General features: G+C 39.0%; 17 protein-coding genes and 1 pseudogene. 15 read left to right on the forward strand and 3 right to left on the reverse strand.

All coding sequences use genetic code 11. The features are described from left to right. Position 1: 1 nt before the first annotated feature. The 15 genes from xrtB to K4H28_RS02130 all read left to right on the forward strand — a co-directional run bounded on the left by xrtB (position 2) and on the right by K4H28_RS02130 (position 17,041). Complete coding sequence (gene xrtB, locus K4H28_RS02060) at positions 2-895, forward strand: exosortase B (RefSeq protein ID WP_221006637.1); 894 nt, start codon at positions 2-4, stop codon at positions 893-895. Then, positions 870-1,574, forward strand: coding sequence for an exosortase-associated protein EpsI, B-type (gene epsI, locus K4H28_RS02065; RefSeq protein ID WP_221006639.1), 705 nt, complete (start codon positions 870-872; stop codon positions 1,572-1,574). The genes xrtB and epsI overlap by 26 nt, the downstream gene beginning before the upstream one ends. Continuing rightward, positions 1,571-2,812: a hypothetical protein gene (locus K4H28_RS02070; RefSeq protein WP_221006641.1), complete on the forward strand. Its 1,242-nt coding sequence runs from the start codon at positions 1,571-1,573 to the stop codon at positions 2,810-2,812. The genes epsI and K4H28_RS02070 overlap by 4 nt, the downstream gene beginning before the upstream one ends. Positions 2,813-2,856: 44 nt before the next feature. Next, the gene (locus K4H28_RS02075) at positions 2,857-3,912 is read left to right on the forward strand and encodes a glycosyltransferase family 4 protein (protein ID WP_255573666.1); all 1,056 of its coding nucleotides are present in this window, start codon (positions 2,857-2,859) and stop codon (positions 3,910-3,912) included. Then, a complete protein-coding gene (locus K4H28_RS02080) occupies positions 3,905-4,900 on the forward strand; it encodes a glycoside hydrolase family 5 protein (RefSeq protein WP_221006645.1) in 996 nt (331 codons plus the stop codon). Before K4H28_RS02075 ends, K4H28_RS02080 begins: the two co-directional genes overlap by 8 nt. Beyond that, positions 4,900-5,937, forward strand: a complete 1,038-nt coding sequence (locus tag K4H28_RS02085) for an acyltransferase family protein (protein WP_221006647.1) — start codon at positions 4,900-4,902, stop codon at positions 5,935-5,937. The genes K4H28_RS02080 and K4H28_RS02085 overlap by 1 nt, the downstream gene beginning before the upstream one ends. 142 nt (positions 5,938-6,079) lie before the next feature. Next, positions 6,080-6,826: a WecB/TagA/CpsF family glycosyltransferase gene (locus tag K4H28_RS02090; protein ID WP_221006650.1), complete on the forward strand. Its 747-nt coding sequence runs from the start codon at positions 6,080-6,082 to the stop codon at positions 6,824-6,826. Beyond that, positions 6,827-7,993, forward strand: a complete 1,167-nt coding sequence (locus tag K4H28_RS02095; protein ID WP_221006652.1) for a nucleotide sugar dehydrogenase — start codon at positions 6,827-6,829, stop codon at positions 7,991-7,993. Between the two features lie 30 nt (positions 7,994-8,023). Next, the gene (locus tag K4H28_RS02100; RefSeq protein WP_221006655.1) at positions 8,024-9,454 is read left to right on the forward strand and encodes a mannose-1-phosphate guanylyltransferase/mannose-6-phosphate isomerase; all 1,431 of its coding nucleotides are present in this window, start codon (positions 8,024-8,026) and stop codon (positions 9,452-9,454) included. Then, positions 9,454-10,815 carry a phosphohexomutase domain-containing protein gene (locus K4H28_RS02105; RefSeq protein ID WP_221006657.1) on the forward strand — a complete coding sequence of 454 codons (1,362 nt, stop codon included), beginning with the start codon at positions 9,454-9,456 and terminating at the stop codon, positions 10,813-10,815. Before K4H28_RS02100 ends, K4H28_RS02105 begins: the two co-directional genes overlap by 1 nt. A 184-nt stretch (positions 10,816-10,999) precedes the next feature. Further along, positions 11,000-12,007 carry a glycosyltransferase family 2 protein gene (locus K4H28_RS02110; protein WP_221006660.1) on the forward strand — a complete coding sequence of 336 codons (1,008 nt, stop codon included), beginning with the start codon at positions 11,000-11,002 and terminating at the stop codon, positions 12,005-12,007. Positions 12,008-12,166: 159 nt separating this feature from the next. Continuing rightward, positions 12,167-12,919: a glycosyltransferase family 25 protein gene (locus tag K4H28_RS02115; protein ID WP_221006662.1), complete on the forward strand. Its 753-nt coding sequence runs from the start codon at positions 12,167-12,169 to the stop codon at positions 12,917-12,919. A 564-nt stretch (positions 12,920-13,483) separates the two neighbouring features. Next, entirely contained in the window at positions 13,484-14,815 is a 1,332-nt protein-coding gene (locus tag K4H28_RS02120; protein ID WP_221006664.1) for a lipopolysaccharide biosynthesis protein, read from the forward strand. Between the two features lies 1 nt (position 14,816). Continuing rightward, entirely contained in the window at positions 14,817-15,953 is a 1,137-nt protein-coding gene (locus tag K4H28_RS02125; RefSeq protein ID WP_221006666.1) for a glycosyltransferase, read from the forward strand. A gap of 71 nt (positions 15,954-16,024) precedes the next feature. Beyond that, positions 16,025-17,041, forward strand: a complete 1,017-nt coding sequence (locus K4H28_RS02130) for an acyltransferase family protein (RefSeq protein WP_221006668.1) — start codon at positions 16,025-16,027, stop codon at positions 17,039-17,041. Between the two features lie 304 nt (positions 17,042-17,345). Here the strand turns inward: K4H28_RS02130 and K4H28_RS02135 are convergent, their stop codons facing one another. The 3 genes and pseudogenes from K4H28_RS02135 to K4H28_RS16905 all read right to left on the reverse strand — a co-directional run. Next, positions 17,346-18,098 carry an acyltransferase family protein gene (locus K4H28_RS02135; protein WP_221006670.1) on the reverse strand — a complete coding sequence of 251 codons (753 nt, stop codon included), beginning with the start codon at positions 18,096-18,098 and terminating at the stop codon, positions 17,346-17,348. Further along, entirely contained in the window at positions 17,996-18,253 is a 258-nt protein-coding gene (locus K4H28_RS16900; RefSeq protein ID WP_373312790.1) for an acyltransferase family protein, read from the reverse strand. Before K4H28_RS16900 ends, K4H28_RS02135 begins: the two co-directional genes overlap by 103 nt. 162 nt (positions 18,254-18,415) lie before the next feature. After that, positions 18,416-18,511 (reverse strand): annotated as a pseudogene (locus tag K4H28_RS16905) (PEP-CTERM sorting domain-containing protein); the annotation flags it as partial. Positions 18,512-18,520: the final 9 nt, after the last annotated feature.

Here is an 18,520-nt window from a genome sequence, read left to right on the forward strand (position 1 = left end):
AATGAATTTATCGTTAAACAAAGATCAATTTGCTGCGGTGAATAAAGTTTGGCCAATTTTGATTGGTCTACTGATCATGTTTGTTCCTGCATTTTGGTGGCTTTCTCAGAATAGCTGGAGCCAAGAAAACCAAGGTCATGCACCAATTGTATTTGCGATTGCTTTATGGCTGATCTATCGATCCAATAATGCTATTTGCCGTTTGATTATTGAAGCAAAAACTAATCCATTCACAGGTTGGTTAGTGTTATTGTTTGGTTGCTTGTGCTACATCCTAGGAAAAGCACTAACGATAGATTTAATCATAGCGTCATCATTTATTATTGTATTGATTGGGGTTTTACTACTTATTGGGGGATGGGCTGCCGTACGCGCATTATGGTTTCCACTGTTTTTCATGTTCTTCATGCTGCCGTTACCAAATGCCTTGGTGACGGCATTGACTCTGCCAATGAAAACGGTAGTGTCTTATTTTTCTGAAATTATTCTCTATCAACTTGGATATCCTGTTTCACGTTCAGGCGTGATTATTCAAATTGGCCAATATCAAATGTTGGTTGCAGATGCTTGTGCTGGCTTGCATACATTATTTACATTAGAAGCAATTGGTTTGCTCTACTTGAATTTAATGGGCTACAAGAATGCACTGCGTAATATCATTGTTGCATTAATGGTTATACCAATATCGCTGGCAGCAAATACAGTGCGAGTCATTGTATTAATATTAATAACATACCATTTTGGTGATGAAGCTGGCCAAGGATTCTTACATGGTTTTGCAGGTATTGTGCTGTTCGGTGTAGCCTTATTCTTATTAATGTCTTTTGACGGATTGCTTGGTGTTATTTTGAAAAAAATGGGAATTCACGATGCTGGACTTAAAAAAAGCAAATAATTTAAACGTGATTTCCATTGCGATGGTAATGGTTTTATCAGCGTTTCTTAGCATTTATTTTTCACCTAAGCCAGCAAAAGGTAATAGCAAGCCTGCGATAGAACTAGAAAAAAATATTCCTCAACAGTTTGGTGATTGGAAGGTAGATCAGTATGTTTCACCCATCACGGTGCCAGCAGATTTGCAAAGCAAATTAGATGAGTTGTATAGCGAAGTTTTATCACGAACCTACATCAATAGCCAAGGTCAGCGTGTGATGTTGTCTATAGCTTATGGTCGAAATCAAGGCGGGGAAAGTACTCAAGTACATCGACCTGAAATTTGTTATCGAGCACAAGGCTTCACGGTTGGGAAACAATACGCTGATATATTAAAAACCCAATCAGTTGATATTCCAGTACAGAGACTGATGTCATCAATGGGTGAACGGCTAGAGCCCATTACTTATTGGATTTTGCTCGGTGAGCATTTAGTTAAATCAGGTTTAGATCGTAAAATTTGGCAAGTAAAGTACGGCTTCCAACGCAAAATGCCAGATGGCTTACTGTTACGAGTGTCCACTATTGGTGCTGATAGAGAGGCTGCATATCAAATACAGGATCAATTTGTAAATGAGATGTTGAATAGTCTCTCGCCAGACTATAAGAAAGTTATTATTGGGAGTCGTTCTGACGAATGAAAATACCAAAATTAGCCGAAAATGAATTGGTATTGACAGTAGATCAACGCGCAAACAAATTCGCCTTATGGATTGTTGGTTTTGCAACAGTCTACCAATTCATCCTTTGCCTTGCGATGTCATTTAGAGCGCCAATGGGCTCTAGCGTGTTAATGCTCGCTGAGCTTATTGTTTACCTTTTATGTTTTTATGTATTTTATGAGCGAAGATGGTCAGTTAATCAGCTTGCTGTATTTTGGTTTGCGATAACAAATTTATTTTTATTATTTTTATTTCGATCATCACTAGACTTAAAATCAATTCGGGATGTACTAATCCCGATTTTGTTTTTTATACTAGGATTGCGATTTGCTCAGTATGAAAAAACAGATCGATTCGTATTTGGTTTGACAATAGTATTGATTGTAATCGCTATTTTTGAAATGTCTTTTCCTACGCTCTATGGGAAATTTTTACCGACATTGCAATTTCAAGCCAGTACAGGCGCGGTAAATCCAGCTGGAGCAATGCACAAAGGGCAGATGCTTACCTTGAATTCATTCCGACCTGAAGGTATTGGGCGGACTTGGTTCCCCGGTTTACTTAGTAATCAGCGAGCGGCTTCAATGTTTATCGAGCCAGTCTCTTTTGGTAATTTTGCAGTAATTCTATCTGCTTGGGGTTTGGCAAGACCACTAGGCAAAAGAATGTGGCAATACTTAGGCTTGGTATTGGTCATTTTGATTTTAACGGATTCCCGTTTTGCTACTTTGTTAGTTGCATTATTAATGGTAATTCGATTTACCCCTTTGGGATTGATTAAGCCGATTGTTATCGCAAAGCCAGCATTTATTATAATTTTATTATTATTGATCGCTAACTTGGGTGAGTATGCTGGTGATAATTTAATTGGGCGTTTATTTATTGCAGGAAATGGATTGAAAAACACACCACTATTAGAACTGCTAGGGGCCACACGATATGCAAGTGGCTATGGTGATTTAGGATATTCATATGTGATCTCACGGTTTGGTTTGATTTTTATAACGATTGCCTGGCTTACTTTATTTTTCGCTTTTAAAGGGAATACCCGAGCCGAGTATTTCAGAATCATGCTAGGCACCTACTTTGCTTGTATTTTGGCGGTAAGTGGTACATCGCTATTTGCGCTTAAAACTGCGGCACTCGCTTGGTTTATGCTCGGTGTTGTTTTTGCATTTAAAAAAGAAATTAAGTTCAATAGGTCTAATCCAGCATGAAAATAGCCCACGTTGTACGCCAATATCATCCTTCTGTTGGTGGTATGGAGGACGTTGTTGCAAATTTAGTCAAATACCAAAATGAGCAGACTCAATATCAACCGACTGTCATTACGCTAGATCGACTATTTCGTAACTCGGCAGATAAATTGCCAAAAAATGAAGTCGTTGAAGGGATTCCCGTCATCCGTTTGCCTTATTCTGGTTCGTCTCGCTACCCCATTTGCTTGTCTGTTTTTAGTCTGATGAAAGATTTTGACGTTATTCATGTGCATGGCGTTGATTTTTTCTATGATTTTTTGGCCTTGACTAAGTTTATCCATAAGAAAAAAATTATTGCCTCTACGCACGGTGGGTTCTTTCATACGCCTTATGCTGCTGGTTTGAAAAAAGTCTTTTTTAATACCGTAACGGGTATTACATCTGCGCTATACGATAAGGTGGTTGCTTGTAGTGATAATGATTTCGCCATTTTTTCACAAATTGCAGCCGCGCCACGATTAGTGTTAGTTGAAAATGGCGTTAATGTAGAAAAGTTTGAAAATGTGGCTTTAGGTCATGCTCAGTCACAAATCGTTTATTTTGGCCGCTGGTCGGTGAATAAGGGCTTACCAGAGCTGATTGAGCTGATTGCGCAATTACAAAAAATTAAACCTGAATTTTCTCTGGTGATTGCGGGGCGTCCGTATGATGTCGATGCCCAAAAACTAAATGATTTGGTGAGCCAAAATGGGTTAACAAATATCCAAATAATAGAAAGCCCAAGTAATGAGCAATTAAAGTCGATTATTGCCTCCTCCAGCTATTTTGCGTGTTTATCGCATCACGAAGGCTTTGGCCTTGCCGCAATTGAAGCAATGAGCGCAGGCTTGATTCCGATTTTATCTGCAATTCCTCCGTTTGAAAAGATACAACGCGAAAGTCAATTAGGCTTTATTTTAAAAGATAAAGCAGAAGTAAAAGAACAGATCAATAGTTTGGCGCAATTTATAAGCAGCGATAAATCAGAAGTGATTCAGCAGAAAGAAAAAGCGGCAGAATTTGCTAAGCAATACTCATGGACTAATGTAGCCAAGAAATATATGGAGTTATATGAATAAAATTTTAGCCATTATTGCTTGTTTGTGCGTAAGTGGTGCAGTTCAAGCAGCAAGTAGTTGCATCAGTGATGTTCAATTGAACGGTATCAATTTGGCGGGGGCGGAGTTTAACTCAGCAGCCATACCAGGTGTGCAGTGGAAAAACTATGTATTTCCAACGACAAAGCAGCTGGAATATTACCGTGATAAAGGTGTGAAATCGATACGACTACCGATTACTTGGAACCGAATGCAGCTTGAAGCGTACGGTAATTTGGAAAGAGGCTATTTGGCCGAGGTAAAAAAAGTTGCTGACTTTGCTGCACGCAACAATATTTGCTTAATTATTGATTTGCATAATTATGGCGGTTTCAAAAGCAAAGCGCTGTCTACCTACGCCAATTATGATTTAATTTTTTATGATTTTTGGGCAAAAATGGCCAGAGAGTTTAAATCAGACTCGGTCGCATTAGGGTTAATGAATGAGCCTGCACATTTAGATCGAAGCACATGGCGCGATTTGGCGCAGACTACGGTAAATAAACTGCGCAGTGATCAAATTAGCAACTTGATATTAGTTTCTGGCGGCGGTTGGAGTGGTGCGCACAGTTGGTTTTCAGGCACACCAAGTAATGCAACGTTGTTTGCTAATTTTCAAGACCCACTTAATAAAATGGTCATTGAAGTACATCAATATGCGGATAGTAATTATTCAGGCACCAAATCAGACTGTATTGATAGCGCCAAAATGACACGATTTTTGCAAAATATAAGTGTTTGGGCGCAAGAAAACCAAAAACGTTTGTGGCTGGGTGAGTTTGGCTTTGCGGCCACTCCGGATTGTATGCAAACGATGCGTACAAAATTAGATTTTATTGCGGTAAATAAAATGTGGGCAGGCTGGTCATATTGGGCAGCTGGCGCATGGTGGGGAAATTATCCATTTTCGATAGAGCCTAATGGTGGTGTTGATAAGCCTCAAATGAACTATTTAGAAAAGAGGTTTTAATGAAAGAGGGTGATAATTTGTTGGAAGGTCGTTTTGTATTTATTGATAAGATGAAAGCAATTGGTATTTTGCTAATAATGATTGGCCATGCGCCTGGCTTGTCAAATCAATTTAAGATTTTTATATATGCGTTTCATGTTCCGCTTTTTTTTATAATCTCAGGATTTTTACTTTCTGAGCGTTACATGGTATTAAATATAAAAGCTAGGTTTTCAAAGTTATTTAAGTCTTTGCTGGTCCCGTATTTTTTTTTCTTTTTCGTCTCATGGTTGTATTGGTGTTTAACAAAGCAATATGCAAATTTGTCAGTATATCTTAAGGATAAAACGTTTTTTGATGCTTTTAGCGGCGTATATATTGGCACTGTAAGTGCTTTGTTTGTAAATCCTGCACTTTGGTTTTTTGTTGCGCTTTTTTGGATTTCGCTTGTATATCACATAAGTGCAAAACTTATTTTTAGTAAAATCGTGCTGTTTATATCTTATTTAGTTGTTTTTCTTGTCTCGGTTTTTGTTTTTTATGGTGAATTAAATAAGCCAGATATGGTTACTTTGCAGGTGATAACGGGGTTGGTCTTTTATTCATTTGGAGTAGTGCTAAATGAATACATGACTAGACTGGATTTTTCTCGCTATCGTTTTTTTATTTTGTGTGTATTCCTGCCGGTTTTCATCTTCTTGGCTCTGAAAAATGGGCCTCTTGATTTAAATTTGTCAAGATTTGGTTTTTCGCCATTTATTTATTTGCTTGTTGCAGTTGTTGGTTTTTTTGTTCTCTATTTTTTAGTTGATTTTTTGCCTTATGGTAGAACCGTTGATTTTCTATCGAGGAATTCATTGCTGATCTTTGCATCTCATATGGTTATTTATAAATGGATTACAGGATTTTTGATGATTTTTTTTGGGATTGATTCTCCTTACTTGTTGGGTGATTGGTATTTTAACTTTATCTATGTTTTAGTTTCTCTGGTTTTTATTTTTTATATGTCGAAGTTTTTTAATAAGCACGTTCCTTTTCTAGTTGGGGCGAGGTCTTGATTTGTTTGTTTTTTAAAACTGTAAAGTAGCGTCTGTATTGTTTATTTTTGCATGGATTTACTTTGTCTTTAATTTCTGGCTTGAGTAAGTCTTCCTTAAAAAATTTATATTCAATCCTTGTGCTTAAATTAGGTTGCGTGTTATGAAATCTAGGTTGATTTTAGATAAAGTTGTTCCTGTTGCATCATATGAAGATGCAATCGTGAAATTTGAGTGTTTTACCAAAAAGACGCAAACTGTTTCCATCGGTTTTATTAATGCTTATCTTTTGGATCAATTTATGCAAAATAAAATTGATCAAGATTTAGTTGATAGTTTCTCAATTTTGTATCGTGACGGTATTGCGATCAAAATTTTTATGCGTTGTTTGTCTTATGCGCCAGGTATCAATGCTAATGGCACGGATTTGAACCCGCTTTTAGTAAAGTCTGCTATTGATCAATCGCTTCCTGTGGCTTTAATTGGTGATGAATCTGAAGTTGTTCAGAAAATGGCTGATAAGGTTTCTTCTTTAGGTGCTGAGCTTGTTTGTGCGCTTGATGGCTTTAGATCTGAGCAAGTGTACCTTGATGCAATTAGCGTATTGCCACGCCATTGCGTGATTTTTCTTGCGATGGGCATGCCTAAGCAAGAAAAATTAGCTCAAAAAATATGCTTGCTATTTCCTGATTCTGGATTTGTCATTGTTTCTACAGGGGCATTTTTCAAGTTTTATACAAATTCTATAAACCGAGCACCGATCTGGATGAGAAACTCTGGGCTAGAGTGGTTGTATCGCTTAGTAAAAGAACCAAGACGTATGTTTGATCGGTATATTTTTGGTTTTTTTAGAATATTTCGTTATCTAATTGAACATAAAATTTCTAAATCTTTTAGGGTTATATCATAAATGAACATTACGATTACGGGTACGGGGTATGTTGGGCTTTCAAATGCAATTTTATTGGCGCAGCATAATAAAGTTATTGCTCTTGATATTGACCAAGCCAAAGTTGATTTGATTAATAATAAGCAAAGCCCGATTGTTGATGTAGAGATTGAGCATTATTTGGCGAATAAACGGCTTAATTTGATTGCCAGTACGGATAAAGCTTTTGCTTATGCGGATGCTGACTTTGTCGTGATTGCAACGCCGACTGATTATGATGTGGAAACTAATTATTTTAATACGAACTCAGTTGAATCCGTGATTCGTGATGTGTTGCAATTTGCACCAAAAGCAACAATGATTATTAAGTCAACAGTGCCTGTTGGTTTTACAGCTCGGATGCGGAAAGAGTTTGGTGTAGAGAATATTATTTTCTCGCCTGAGTTTTTGCGTGAAGGCAAAGCACTCTACGATAATCTGCATCCTTCACGAATCGTAGTGGGTGATCAATCTGCAGCTGCAGTTCAGTTTGCACAATTGCTACAGCAAGGTGCAATCAAGCGTTATGTACCGGTATTGCATACCGAATCAACTGAAGCGGAAGCGATTAAATTATTTGCGAATACTTATCTCGCAATGCGTGTTGCATACTTTAATGAATTAGATAGTTATGCCATTAGCCATGGTTTAGATACGCGTCAGATTATCGAAGGGATTGGTTTGGATCCTCGTATTGGTGATCATTACAATAATCCTTCATTTGGTTATGGCGGTTATTGCTTACCGAAAGATACGAAGCAGCTATTGGCGAATTATCAAGAAGTACCTAACAATATTATCCGTGCCATTGTTGACTCTAATACCACGCGAAAAGATTTTATTGCAAATGAGATTTTGAAAAAAAATCCTCGTGTAGTGGGTATTTATCGCCTTGTAATGAAAGCCGATTCTGATAATTTCCGTGCTTCTGCAATTCAAGGCATTATGAAACGCCTGAAAGCAAAAGGGATTGAAGTGATTATTTTTGAACCAGCAATGAAAGAGTCTGAATTCTTTCATTCTAAGGTTTATACCGACTTGGCCGAATTTAAGGCTTGCTCAGATGTTATCGTTTCAAATCGTTTAGCGGATGAGCTTGATGATGTTAAGTCAAAAGTATTTACGCGTGACCTCTACGGGCGTGATTAATTATTAAATCTATTCTTGGATGATCATTTCATGACCATTACCCCAGTTATTCTTTGCGGCGGCTCTGGCACTCGCATGTGGCCTTTGTCTCGTGGCGGTTACCCGAAACAATTTTTGAGTTTATACGGTGATGAAAGTTTGCTGCAGCAAACAGCAACTCGGCTTAAAGGCTTGCCTGATGTGGCTGCGCCCCTATTGATTAGCAACAACGATCAACGCTTTTTGGTTGCCGAGCAATTGCGTGCGGTGGGCGTGAATAAAGCGAAAATCGTGCTTGAGCCAGTAGGGCGCAATACCGCGCCTGCTGTTGCTGCGGCGGCGGTGATTGCGCTAGAAAATAACCCTGATGCTGTCTTGATGGTATTGCCTTCCGATCATGTCATTGTGCATTCTGATGTTTTTCAAAGGTTAGTTTTACAGGCTGCGGTAGTGGCTGAGCAGGGGAAATTAGTTACTTTTGGTATTAGCCCAACTGAGCCAAATACGGGGTATGGCTATATACGCGTTGGCAAGAAATTGTTTGAGTCAGATACCTCTTATGAAGTTGCTGAGTTTGTCGAAAAACCTAATGCTGAACGTGCAGCTGAGTTTTTGGCGACAGGTGAATATTATTGGAACAGCGGCATGTTTATTTTCCGTGCCGATTTGTATCTGCAAGAGTTGGCGAAGTTCCAGCCAAAAATGCTTGAGCAAGTTAAGTTGGCAGTGAATGCTTCAAAGCGTGATTTAGATTTTGTTCGTCTTGATAGCGAAGCTTTCAGTGCTTGCCCATCTGATTCAATCGATTATGCGGTGATGGAGCAAACCGACCATGCGGCTGTGATCGTGGCTGCTGGCTTGGGCTGGAATGATATTGGCTCTTGGACCGCGCTGTCTGAGGTTTCGCCTTCGGATGAGCATGGAAATAACCTTGTTGGCGATGTAATGGTTGAAGGCGTAAGCAATAGTTATATCCGCAGTGAAAACCGCATGATTGCGGCGCTCGGCGTAGACAATCTAGTGATTGTTGAAACTGCGGATGCAATTTTGGTGGCGCACAAAGATCGTGTACAAGATGTAAAAAATATTGTGAACCGTTTGCAAGCAGCGGGTCGTAGCGAATCGGTCACGCATCGCAAGGTGTATCGTCCTTGGGGGAGTTACGAGGGCATCGATGCCGGTTCGCGCTTTCAAGTGAAACGGATTATCGTTAATCCTGGTGCTTCACTGAGTTTACAAATGCATTATCACCGCGCCGAGCATTGGATTGTTGTGAGTGGTACGGCACGCGTTGTGAATGGCGATAAAACGCTATTGCTATGCGAAAACCAATCGACTTATATCCCAATTGGCGCGACACATCGCTTGGAAAATCCGGGCAAATTCCCACTCGAAATGATCGAAGTGCAATCGGGCAGCTATTTGGGAGAAGATGATATTGTGCGATTTGAAGATACTTACGGCCGGGTTGAGGTTAAATAATGGCGGCGTTGACGTGTTTCAAAGCCTACGATATTCGTGGCCAACTCGGTACTGAGCTGAACGAAGACATTGCTTATCGCATTGGCCGAGCTTATGGGCAATTCCTAAAACCAAAACGCATGGTGGTCGGTGGTGATGTTCGGCTGACGTCTGAATCGCTCAAAATGGCTTTGGCCAATGGCCTGATGGATTCTGGTTGCGATGTGATCGATATCGGCATGACCGGCACTGAAGAAGTTTACTTCGCCGCATTCCATCTCGATGTCGATGGCGGTATCGAGGTGACCGCGAGCCATAATCCAATGGATTACAACGGCATGAAGTTGGTCAAGCGTGGCGCGGTGCCGATTAGTGGCGATACCGGCTTGCGCGATATTCAGCGCCTTGCTGAAGAGAATAACTTTCCAGCTGTAGCGCAGCGCGGCAGCTTAAGCCAGCAGTCGATCTTGTCCGATTATGTACAGCATTTGCTCGGTTATATCGATATTGCTCAGCTCAAGCCGATGAAAATTGTCCTCAACGCCGGTAATGGCGCGGCAGGCCATGTGGTCGATGCGTTAGAAGCGCAAGTTGCCGCTGCCAATGTGCCAGTACAGTTCATCAAAGTTCACAACGAAGCAGACGGTACATTCCCGAATGGCATCCCTAATCCATTGCTGCCGGAAAACCGTGCCGATACTGCCGATGCAGTGAAAGCGCATGGTGCTGATTTGGGTATTGCTTGGGATGGTGACTTTGACCGCTGTTTCTTGTTTGATGAAACGGGTGAGTTTATCGAGGGGTATTACATCGTAGGGCTTTTAGCTAAAGCTTTTCTTGCACATACTCCAGGATCGAAAATTATCCATGATCCACGCTTGACGTGGAATACCATTGACATGGTCGAGCAAGCGGGTGGTATCGCCATCCAAAGCAAAACCGGTCACGCCTTTATTAAAGAACGGATGCGCAAAGAAGACGCGGTCTATGGCGGAGAAATGAGCGCACATCATTACTTCCGTGATTTTGCCTACTGCGATAGCGGCATGATTCCGTGGCTACTAGTGATCGATTTAATGAGCCGCAGCGGGCAGAAGCTCTCTGCGATGGTCAGTGAGCGGATTGCCGCATTCCCATCATCAGGTGAAATCAATCGCGTGATGCCTGATGCGAAAGCGGCGATTGCCAAAGTTCGCGCAGCGTATGAATCGCAAGCAATCGCAGTTGATGAAACCGATGGCGTGAGCATGGATTTTGGAAATTGGCGTTTTAATCTGCGCAGTAGTAATACCGAGCCAGTGATTCGTTTGAATGTGGAAAGTAGGGCGGATATTGCACTAATGCAAGAACAAACAGAAATTTTACTAAGTCACTTAAATTAGGTGAGAGTAAATTGTGACTAAGAGTTCAATTGTTCTAATTAATAATAGGTATAAAAATTGAAGTTGATCTGGTCTTGGATTTGTAAATTATATGCGTTTCTAAAGTGGCCTACTTAATAGCTGTTAGGTTTTTAAAGTAAATAATGTATATTGCCTATCAAATAGGTAACTTTATTGGTGTCTTATGAACTTACCTACGGTTAGTGTTGTTATTTGTAATTATAATTATGCTCAATTTTTAGTAGAGTGTATTGAGTCAGTATTAAATCAATCCTACGCTGCGCATCAAGTTATTGTGATTGATGATGGTTCAACCGATAATTCGATCGAAATCGCTGAATCTTTCGGTGAGCAGATTATTTTAGTTAAGAAAAAAAATGGCGGGCAGATTTCTGGGTATAACGAAGGATTTTCACTTTGTACGGCTGATGCCATTATTTTTCTTGATGCTGATGATGCGCTTGAGCCGAATGCGCTGATATGGGTTGCAGAACGTTTTACGCCTGATGTTGTCAAGGTGCAATATAAACTGAAAGTGGTTGATCAAGATTCAAACCCCACAGGTTCCGTTTTACCCAGTTCATTAGATAGTGGCAACTTAAAAAATGAGCTGCTACTCAAGGGCAAGCTATATAAATCCCCGCCAGGTAGTGGCAATGCTTATCGCGTTGCAACATTAAAGAAGTTATTTCCTTTGCCTTCAGATTCCCATGATTTGCATGGCGCAGATTACTTTTGTATTTATGGGATTAGTTTATTAGGTGAAGTTGCGAGTATCTCCGAGCCACTGTTTCGTTATCGGGTCCATGCTCCGGCTGAGGCGGCAAGAAATGCATTGTCTTTTGGTAATGCTCTTAAAAGTGCCGATCCAATCACACGTGCGAATAAACGCTGGCAGCGATTAAAGAGCTGGGTTGCTGATTGGTCCGAGCAGCAGTATCTAATTCCGGGTCAATTTATCGATTTTACCCAGCAAAAAGTATTTTATGCTGCCGCAATTTTGAAGGCAGATCGTTTTATTGAACGGATTGATATATTTGCTGAGCAATTTGATTGGTTAATGCTGGCGATTAATTCTCGTGATGATTTTAATGTTTTAAAAAAGATAGCTGCATTAGTATGGGTTATTTCGCTACCATTTTGCACAAAATCATTGCGAATTTATTTGTCGAAGAAAATGTGTAATCCTTAAATACTTCTTGCGTATATATTTTTTTAAGTCAAAGAAACTTACCAATCAAATTGGCTATGACGTTTGTCGATGGCCAATAACTCGCGCTTATACGTGATTATTTGCACTACCGTGCGCACGTTGGTATGTAATTGAATTTCTAATTTGGAGAACATCGTCATGATCAAAACCCATCTGATCAATCTAGATAAAGATACTGAACGCTTGGCATTTATGAAAGATAACTTTGATCGCCTTGGCATTGCTGTTGATCGATTTCCTGCCGTTGATGGGCGTTTATTTCCAGTTGATGAATTTGAGCGTTTTGTGGCTGCACGCCCGCGCGATGGTAAAAAAACTTGGATGCGTGGTCAAATGGGCTGCTTTTTAAGCCATTTTGGCGTATGGAAAAAAATTGCAGAAGGTAATGACCGTTTTGCTGCCGTGTTTGAAGATGATGTGTATTTATCACCCGTACTCAGCCAATTATTTGTAGATGACCAATGGTTGACAGACGATATCGATTTGGTGCGTTTGGATACTTCCACAAATCGACTGCTCATGGACCGAAAAGCTAAAATCAATGCAGGGGCGAGAAATTTTTATCGGGTGAAAACAACAAGTTGGTGTGCGGGTGGATATTTAATTAATCGTCGCACAGCTCGTCAGTTGGTTGAACTGGCGCCGCATTTTCATCAACCAGCGGATGTGATTTTGTATAACTATGAGCAGTCTGTTATAACGCCGAAACTGACCATTTTACAAGCAAGCCCAGCACTGGTAACGCAGGATAAACAAGAAGGCAGTAAAATTGGCTTCGTTAGCAATATTGAAGCGCCTACACAAACATTGCGTCAGGACCGTTTTATTGATGTGATTCCTGCAATTTATCGCACATTACTCGGTTACAAACGCGTGCCTTACCAAAACTAATCTTGATTTTTCACTTATGCTTTTCCTGCATTGTATTTAGGCGCTGTTGTCGTTTTGCGGGTTGAATAAAGTTGGCTTTGTTTTGCCATCTAATAACCCATTAGGAACGCGATGGATTAAAGGGGTATTAGATGGATCCGATTAGAGAAAAGATAATTCGGGGCATTAATAAATCTGCCTTAACGTTCCATCTTAAGGCGTAATCATGAATGCGCTACGAGATTATAAAGCCGCATTGTAGGATGCTTATTTCGTCGTTTTGCATATTTAGGGGCTGGTTTGTTCATATGGTAATTCTATTAGCAGCATACCGCCTCTAATATGTGCAACAAGCCGACTTGTTTTGGAAAAACATTCAAAAAGGTGAATGGTTCCCCAACTCACAGGTGGCGGCGTTATCGTTTCGCAAGACCAGCTGGAATAGCACGGGCTTAAACTTAAGCTATACCGCGAGTGATGTTGGATGAGTGGATTGCCCCTTATCAGTTGTGCCTATGCATTTATTTTTTGCGTTCTTCAATATTATTGATGATGTATGAACCGATACTTAAAAAAAGTTAAGAAATGACAACTACTTCACATGGCCACGCTCTTATTAATGCGCTTGCTAAAAGTATGGGTGGGAAATATAGCCTGTATTTAATGCAAGTCTTATCGATGGTTGTGTTGGCACGGGTGTTTACCCCAGAGCAATTCGGCATTTTTGCAATTGTTCAAGTTTTTGCAATGTTTTTTGCACTATTTAGTGAAATTGGCTTGGTGCCAGCTTTAGTCAATGAAAAGCAGATTAGTGAACGAATGCGTAATGGTGTATTTGGTTTTACTTTGGCGATTGGCTGTACTGTATTTGTGATCTTTTTGATGTTTTCGCCAGCAATTGCATGGTTTTATGACAATAGCGCTTATCAATATCTAATTCTGCCAGTGGCTGTGTCTATCATTTTCAATGCGGGTTCAATAGTTCCGACTGCTGCCTATATTCGAGAAAAAAAGTTTTTGCATATAGCGAGAGCAGAGATCTTTGCCGAGCTTGCATCATTGGCTGTGGTGCTTGGTTTATTGTCGATGCAGCGGTTTGAAGCTGTCTTGGTATTGGCCTTTAAGCCCTTAACCGTTTCTATTGTAAAATTTATTGCCCTCTGGCACGGTAGCCTAAAAACAGAGGTCGGTCGGCCGATGTTCTCCAAGGAATTTACACAGGTAAAGCCGCTATTTAAGTTTTCGATTTACCAGTTTATGTCGAATGTGATGGTGTATTTTTCTCGCAATCTAGATAATTTATTGGTGGGGAAATATTTTGGGGCGACGAGCTTGGGCTTGTATGATAAAGCCTATCAGCTTATGCGCTACCCGCTGATGTTGCTCACTTTTGCGATGGCTCCTGCTATTCAACCTGTATTAAAAGAACTCAACCACGATAAAGCGAAGTTTACGGCTTTGCATAATAAATTTATCAGTTATCTCGCCGTGCTTGGCGGCTTTGTGGGTCTTGGTTTGTATTTGACTGCAGATTTAATTGTTTTGCTATTGCTTGGCAATCAATGGGGGGATGTAGCGGGGCTACTGAAGATTTTAGCGATCTCGGTACCTATTCAAATTGTACTTAGCTCTACTGGTGGTTTCTTTCAGGCTGCAAATCGAACCGATTTAATGTTTGTCGCTACAATATTTTCCTTTGTGACGAATGTAGGCGCTATTGTATTAGCTATTATATTTGGCGATTTATATGTGCTTTGCTGGGCAATAACGGCTTCATTTTCTGTTAATTTTATTCAGTGTTACTATTTATTAGGCAAGCATGTATTTAATAAAGATTATGCTGGTTTGATCCTGCCTCTGTTCATTGTATTTTTTGCTTCAGCACTGATTTTGATTTTAAATTTGCTTGGTATATAAAATGATAGTTTTTTTAATTGATGTTGAGCCTTTGTGGAAAACAGGTCTTTATAATGCTGTGGTTGGCCGATTGGAACGATACTCACCGCATTTGGTACTTAATATTTCCTATGCAGATACATATTGTTTAACGTTAGCAAAGCATTTACTAGGCAAGGGAGTGAATAAGAAAAGATCTAATTTTTTTGTTGGTGACATTGAAGTTCAAACTGTTGTTATACCACGAGGCTTTATTGCAACAATTATGTTAAAGCTGCCATTTTTAATGGCTACTCTGATGAAGTTTGAGGCAAAAATAATTAAGAAGGAATTGCAAAAAGGTTGCACTAATCTCGCTGAGGTCGATCTGGTATGTCACTGGGGATTAACCTCAGTAATTTATGCCTCCTTTATGAGGAACGAAATTCGTAGTTATTATAATTTCTTCCATGGAAGTGATGTGCATACTGGCCCTGTAAAAAAACAGGAAGTTCGTGAGCTAATTTTTAGCGCGATGAATTTTGCCAAAATTAACTTTTTTGTTAGTAAAGGTTTGCTGCACGTGGCGAGGCAATTAGGCTATCAAAAAGATAATGTGGCAATAAGTTATAATGGCATTGATCTAAAGTTATTTAAAACGAAAAGACATATAAATGCAGTGCCTGTTGTTGGTTATGCTGGTAATTTGCTTCCTGTCAAAGGGGCTGATTTATTACCTGCTATATTTGATGAAATACGAAAGAAAGTACCTATGGTGCAATTCAAGATAGCTGGCGATGGTTTCTTACGTGATTCTATTATTGATGAATTGGCTAGTAGAAAAATAGATTTCAATTATCTAGGTAAACTTCAGCCAGAGGAGATGGCTGCGTTTTATTCTACAGTAGATGTCTTAATCATGCCTAGCCGAAATGAAGGACTTCCTTTAGCTGCAGTTGAGTGTATCGCTGCTGAGTGTAATCTTATTGCTACAAATGTTGGTGGTTTACCAGAGGTGGTTGCATCAGAGTTTTTAGTTAATCATTCCGATAATATCGCCTATGATTTTGCAAAAAAGGTAGCAGAGGTGCTAATTTTAAAGCCAAAACAAACGGTGAGTACAGACTTTGATATCGAGTATTCAATAAAGCGTGAATTAGATTTGATTTTAATTTCGTAATTTATTCATTTTATTGATTTTTGCGATTATGACGTTTAACTTGTGTGTTATACAACAATAAAGGAAGTTTAGTGAGAGACGATAGAATAGATATACTTAGATTTATTGGTCTCGCCATGATCATTTTTGCTCATGTAGGATCAACAGGAGTGTTATTTGAACTTCGAAACTTTGATGTACCCTTGATGGTATTGGTTTCAGGAATGGCATTCGGTTTGAGTTTCAAAGAAAATGAGTCGTATTGGGCCTACATTTGGAAAAGAATAAAGAGGTTGGTTTTTCCGGTATGGATTTTTTTAACCATTTATTTTTTTGCTCTGTTTGTTATCTATCCAACAAGTGATGATTTAAATATTAGGACAGTTTTATCTTCTTACGCTCTATTAAATGGGATAGGTTATGTTTGGATAATAAGGGTTTTTCTGCTTGTCGCAATTGCGGCTCCATTCCTATTTATTTTTCATAATAAAGTACAAGCAGATGGCCGGTACTTTCTTGCCCTTATGAGTTTTTTGTTTCTATATGAAATTTTGCGTTATCTTTCATTTCCGTATGTTCAAGAAGGTTTTGGGAAAATAGTCTCATATATTATTTTATATGTTGTGCCTTATTCCATCATATTCTCAGTCGGCCTACGAATGTTGAAAATGAATAAGTCCCAACTACTCAAGCTCGCTTTTGCTAGTTTTAGTGTATTTATTGCTTTTGGGTTTTTTCTATTTTTTCAAACGGGTAGGGTTTTCTCAATTCAAGAACTAAAATACCCGCCATCAATTTATTTTTTCTCTTATTCATTATTTGTCTCAACTTTGCTGTGGGCTTACAGTGAAAAAATTAGTTCTATTGTTGGAAGTCTGAAAATCAGTAAAATAACTATGTTTGTAGCTAATAACTCTATTTGGATTTATTTATGGCATATACCACTAGTTAAATTTGTTGATGCAAATGTATTAACCAAGTATTTAATTGTTTTTGCGGTCGCTACTACTATTACTTACGTTCAGGTTTATACCGTAACTAATTTATTGTTAAAGTATATTGAGAGTAACCGAGCAAGGAAAAATATCAAAATTCTTCTAACTGGTTAACCCAAAAAAGACAGTGCCGGGCTTGTTTAATGACACTTCTTTTGCATTTGTGAAATTGATGCTGTTTCTTATTATTTTATCCCCCCCCCGTTTTTATGTAACACGCCTTCCGCACTCATGTATTTATCCAGTAGTTTTGAGTAATATTTGTCGACCTTAAGTAGAAGTTATAAGTCCAAATTAGTATTGCCCGTAGGTTTCCTGCAACTTTACTTTCAACTACTTTTAATGACCTGCTAGAAAGCACGAGGCCTTATACCTTTTAAGACCCGTATAATAAAATTCAAGTCATAAAAGAGTGGAGTTACAATATGAATTTTAATTTTCTGTTGATTTTAATTAAAAAATATGAGGCTATAAGAGAAATAAAAATTGTTGCAATTGTTAAGGCTGTTGCTTGTAGTTTTGATACTTCACCCAGTATGTAAATTACAAATGGGTGAATGAAAAAAACGCCTGAAGAGTAAAGTGCTATATTTTTGCTGCGCCCTTGTATATTGATCTTCATGAACAATAAAAATATTGCTGGGCATATAATGGCAAGAGATAACATGTTGTCAAAATGCTTGTCATTTATAGGACTGGAGTAATTGAAATTAGATTCTAAAGTTAACAACATTAGACCTACAATGGATGCCGTTACTGCAGTTGTTAAGCTGATTTTTTTGTGGATTTCATGTTTATTAATTAAATACCCTAAGCTGATATATGGTAGTGAAAATAATAATCCATTCCTGTGGACCCAATCGTAGTTAAATTGAGTATCTAAGATTTTGTTTTCTGCAAGATGGTAGTTTCCAGTGTACTGAATTAGAACACCTAATAAAAATGTTGCAACTGCAATAGAGGCAATCGTAAGAGACTTGAAGTTTTTCATTGTCAGTAGCAAAAGTGCACTGACAATAAGCCCAGCTAGATACCACAAATGCCTATAACCCAAAATTAGTGTTTGAATTATTTTTTTAGCTCTATAAATGTCAGCTCTGATGGGCGAAACCAAAAGTAGGCGTACAAAATCATCCAGAATAGGTAAATGTGGAATAGTCTTTTTATCCATAGGGCGGAGTTATTGTTTGATATTGCAGAATAAAAATAAAATCCATTGATTATCAAAAAAATTGGAACTGCGATCCTAAAAAGTCCATCCTGTGTTAGGTATGAAGCTTCTAGGCTTATGTCTTTTAGGAAAACTGTATGTATCCCCACTACCATAAAGGCCAAAAATAGTTTAAGTATGTCAATTGCTATATTTCTATTCAAAATTCAATTTCTCCAATTCACACTAATGCAATTTCTGCCTTTGTTCTAATCTGGCCGGTTCAAACGTAGAAAAGCCCCAAGTTTTTCTTGGGGCTTTGTCTATGCAATTAGCAATTAAGCTTGTTTTGCTTTACGGCGGCGAGCAGCCAGTAAGCCTACCAAACCTAAGCCCATCAAAGCATAAGTTTCTGGTTCTGGTACAGGTGTCATTACCGTGCC

The sequence above is a fragment of the Deefgea tanakiae genome (assembly GCF_019665765.1).
In the GTDB taxonomy this organism is placed as follows: domain Bacteria; phylum Pseudomonadota; class Gammaproteobacteria; order Burkholderiales; family Chitinibacteraceae; genus Deefgea; species Deefgea tanakiae.

What these genes read in the sequence shown, in the direction of transcription:
- K4H28_RS16900 (WP_373312790.1), bottom strand. Translation starts at nt 18,253, where the DNA reads ATGGTAGTGGGGATACATACAGTTTTCCTAAAAGACATAAGCCTAGAA.
- K4H28_RS02115 (WP_221006662.1), top strand. Translation starts at nt 12,167, where the DNA reads ATGATCAAAACCCATCTGATCAATCTAGATAAAGATACTGAACGCTTG.
- xrtB (WP_221006637.1), top strand. Translation starts at nt 2, where the DNA reads ATGAATTTATCGTTAAACAAAGATCAATTTGCTGCGGTGAATAAAGTT.
- K4H28_RS02110 (WP_221006660.1), top strand. Translation starts at nt 11,000, where the DNA reads ATGAACTTACCTACGGTTAGTGTTGTTATTTGTAATTATAATTATGCT.
- K4H28_RS02135 (WP_221006670.1), bottom strand. Translation starts at nt 18,098, where the DNA reads ATGGATAAAAAGACTATTCCACATTTACCTATTCTGGATGATTTTGTA.
- epsI (WP_221006639.1), top strand. Translation starts at nt 870, where the DNA reads ATGCTGGACTTAAAAAAAGCAAATAATTTAAACGTGATTTCCATTGCG.
- K4H28_RS02125 (WP_221006666.1), top strand. Translation starts at nt 14,817, where the DNA reads ATGATAGTTTTTTTAATTGATGTTGAGCCTTTGTGGAAAACAGGTCTT.
- K4H28_RS02090 (WP_221006650.1), top strand. Translation starts at nt 6,080, where the DNA reads ATGAAATCTAGGTTGATTTTAGATAAAGTTGTTCCTGTTGCATCATAT.
- K4H28_RS02105 (WP_221006657.1), top strand. Translation starts at nt 9,454, where the DNA reads ATGGCGGCGTTGACGTGTTTCAAAGCCTACGATATTCGTGGCCAACTC.
- K4H28_RS02080 (WP_221006645.1), top strand. Translation starts at nt 3,905, where the DNA reads ATGAATAAAATTTTAGCCATTATTGCTTGTTTGTGCGTAAGTGGTGCA.
- K4H28_RS02075 (WP_255573666.1), top strand. Translation starts at nt 2,857, where the DNA reads ATGGAGGACGTTGTTGCAAATTTAGTCAAATACCAAAATGAGCAGACT.
- K4H28_RS02120 (WP_221006664.1), top strand. Translation starts at nt 13,484, where the DNA reads ATGACAACTACTTCACATGGCCACGCTCTTATTAATGCGCTTGCTAAA.
- K4H28_RS02100 (WP_221006655.1), top strand. Translation starts at nt 8,024, where the DNA reads ATGACCATTACCCCAGTTATTCTTTGCGGCGGCTCTGGCACTCGCATG.
- K4H28_RS02070 (WP_221006641.1), top strand. Translation starts at nt 1,571, where the DNA reads ATGAAAATACCAAAATTAGCCGAAAATGAATTGGTATTGACAGTAGAT.
- K4H28_RS02085 (WP_221006647.1), top strand. Translation starts at nt 4,900, where the DNA reads ATGAAAGAGGGTGATAATTTGTTGGAAGGTCGTTTTGTATTTATTGAT.
- K4H28_RS02095 (WP_221006652.1), top strand. Translation starts at nt 6,827, where the DNA reads ATGAACATTACGATTACGGGTACGGGGTATGTTGGGCTTTCAAATGCA.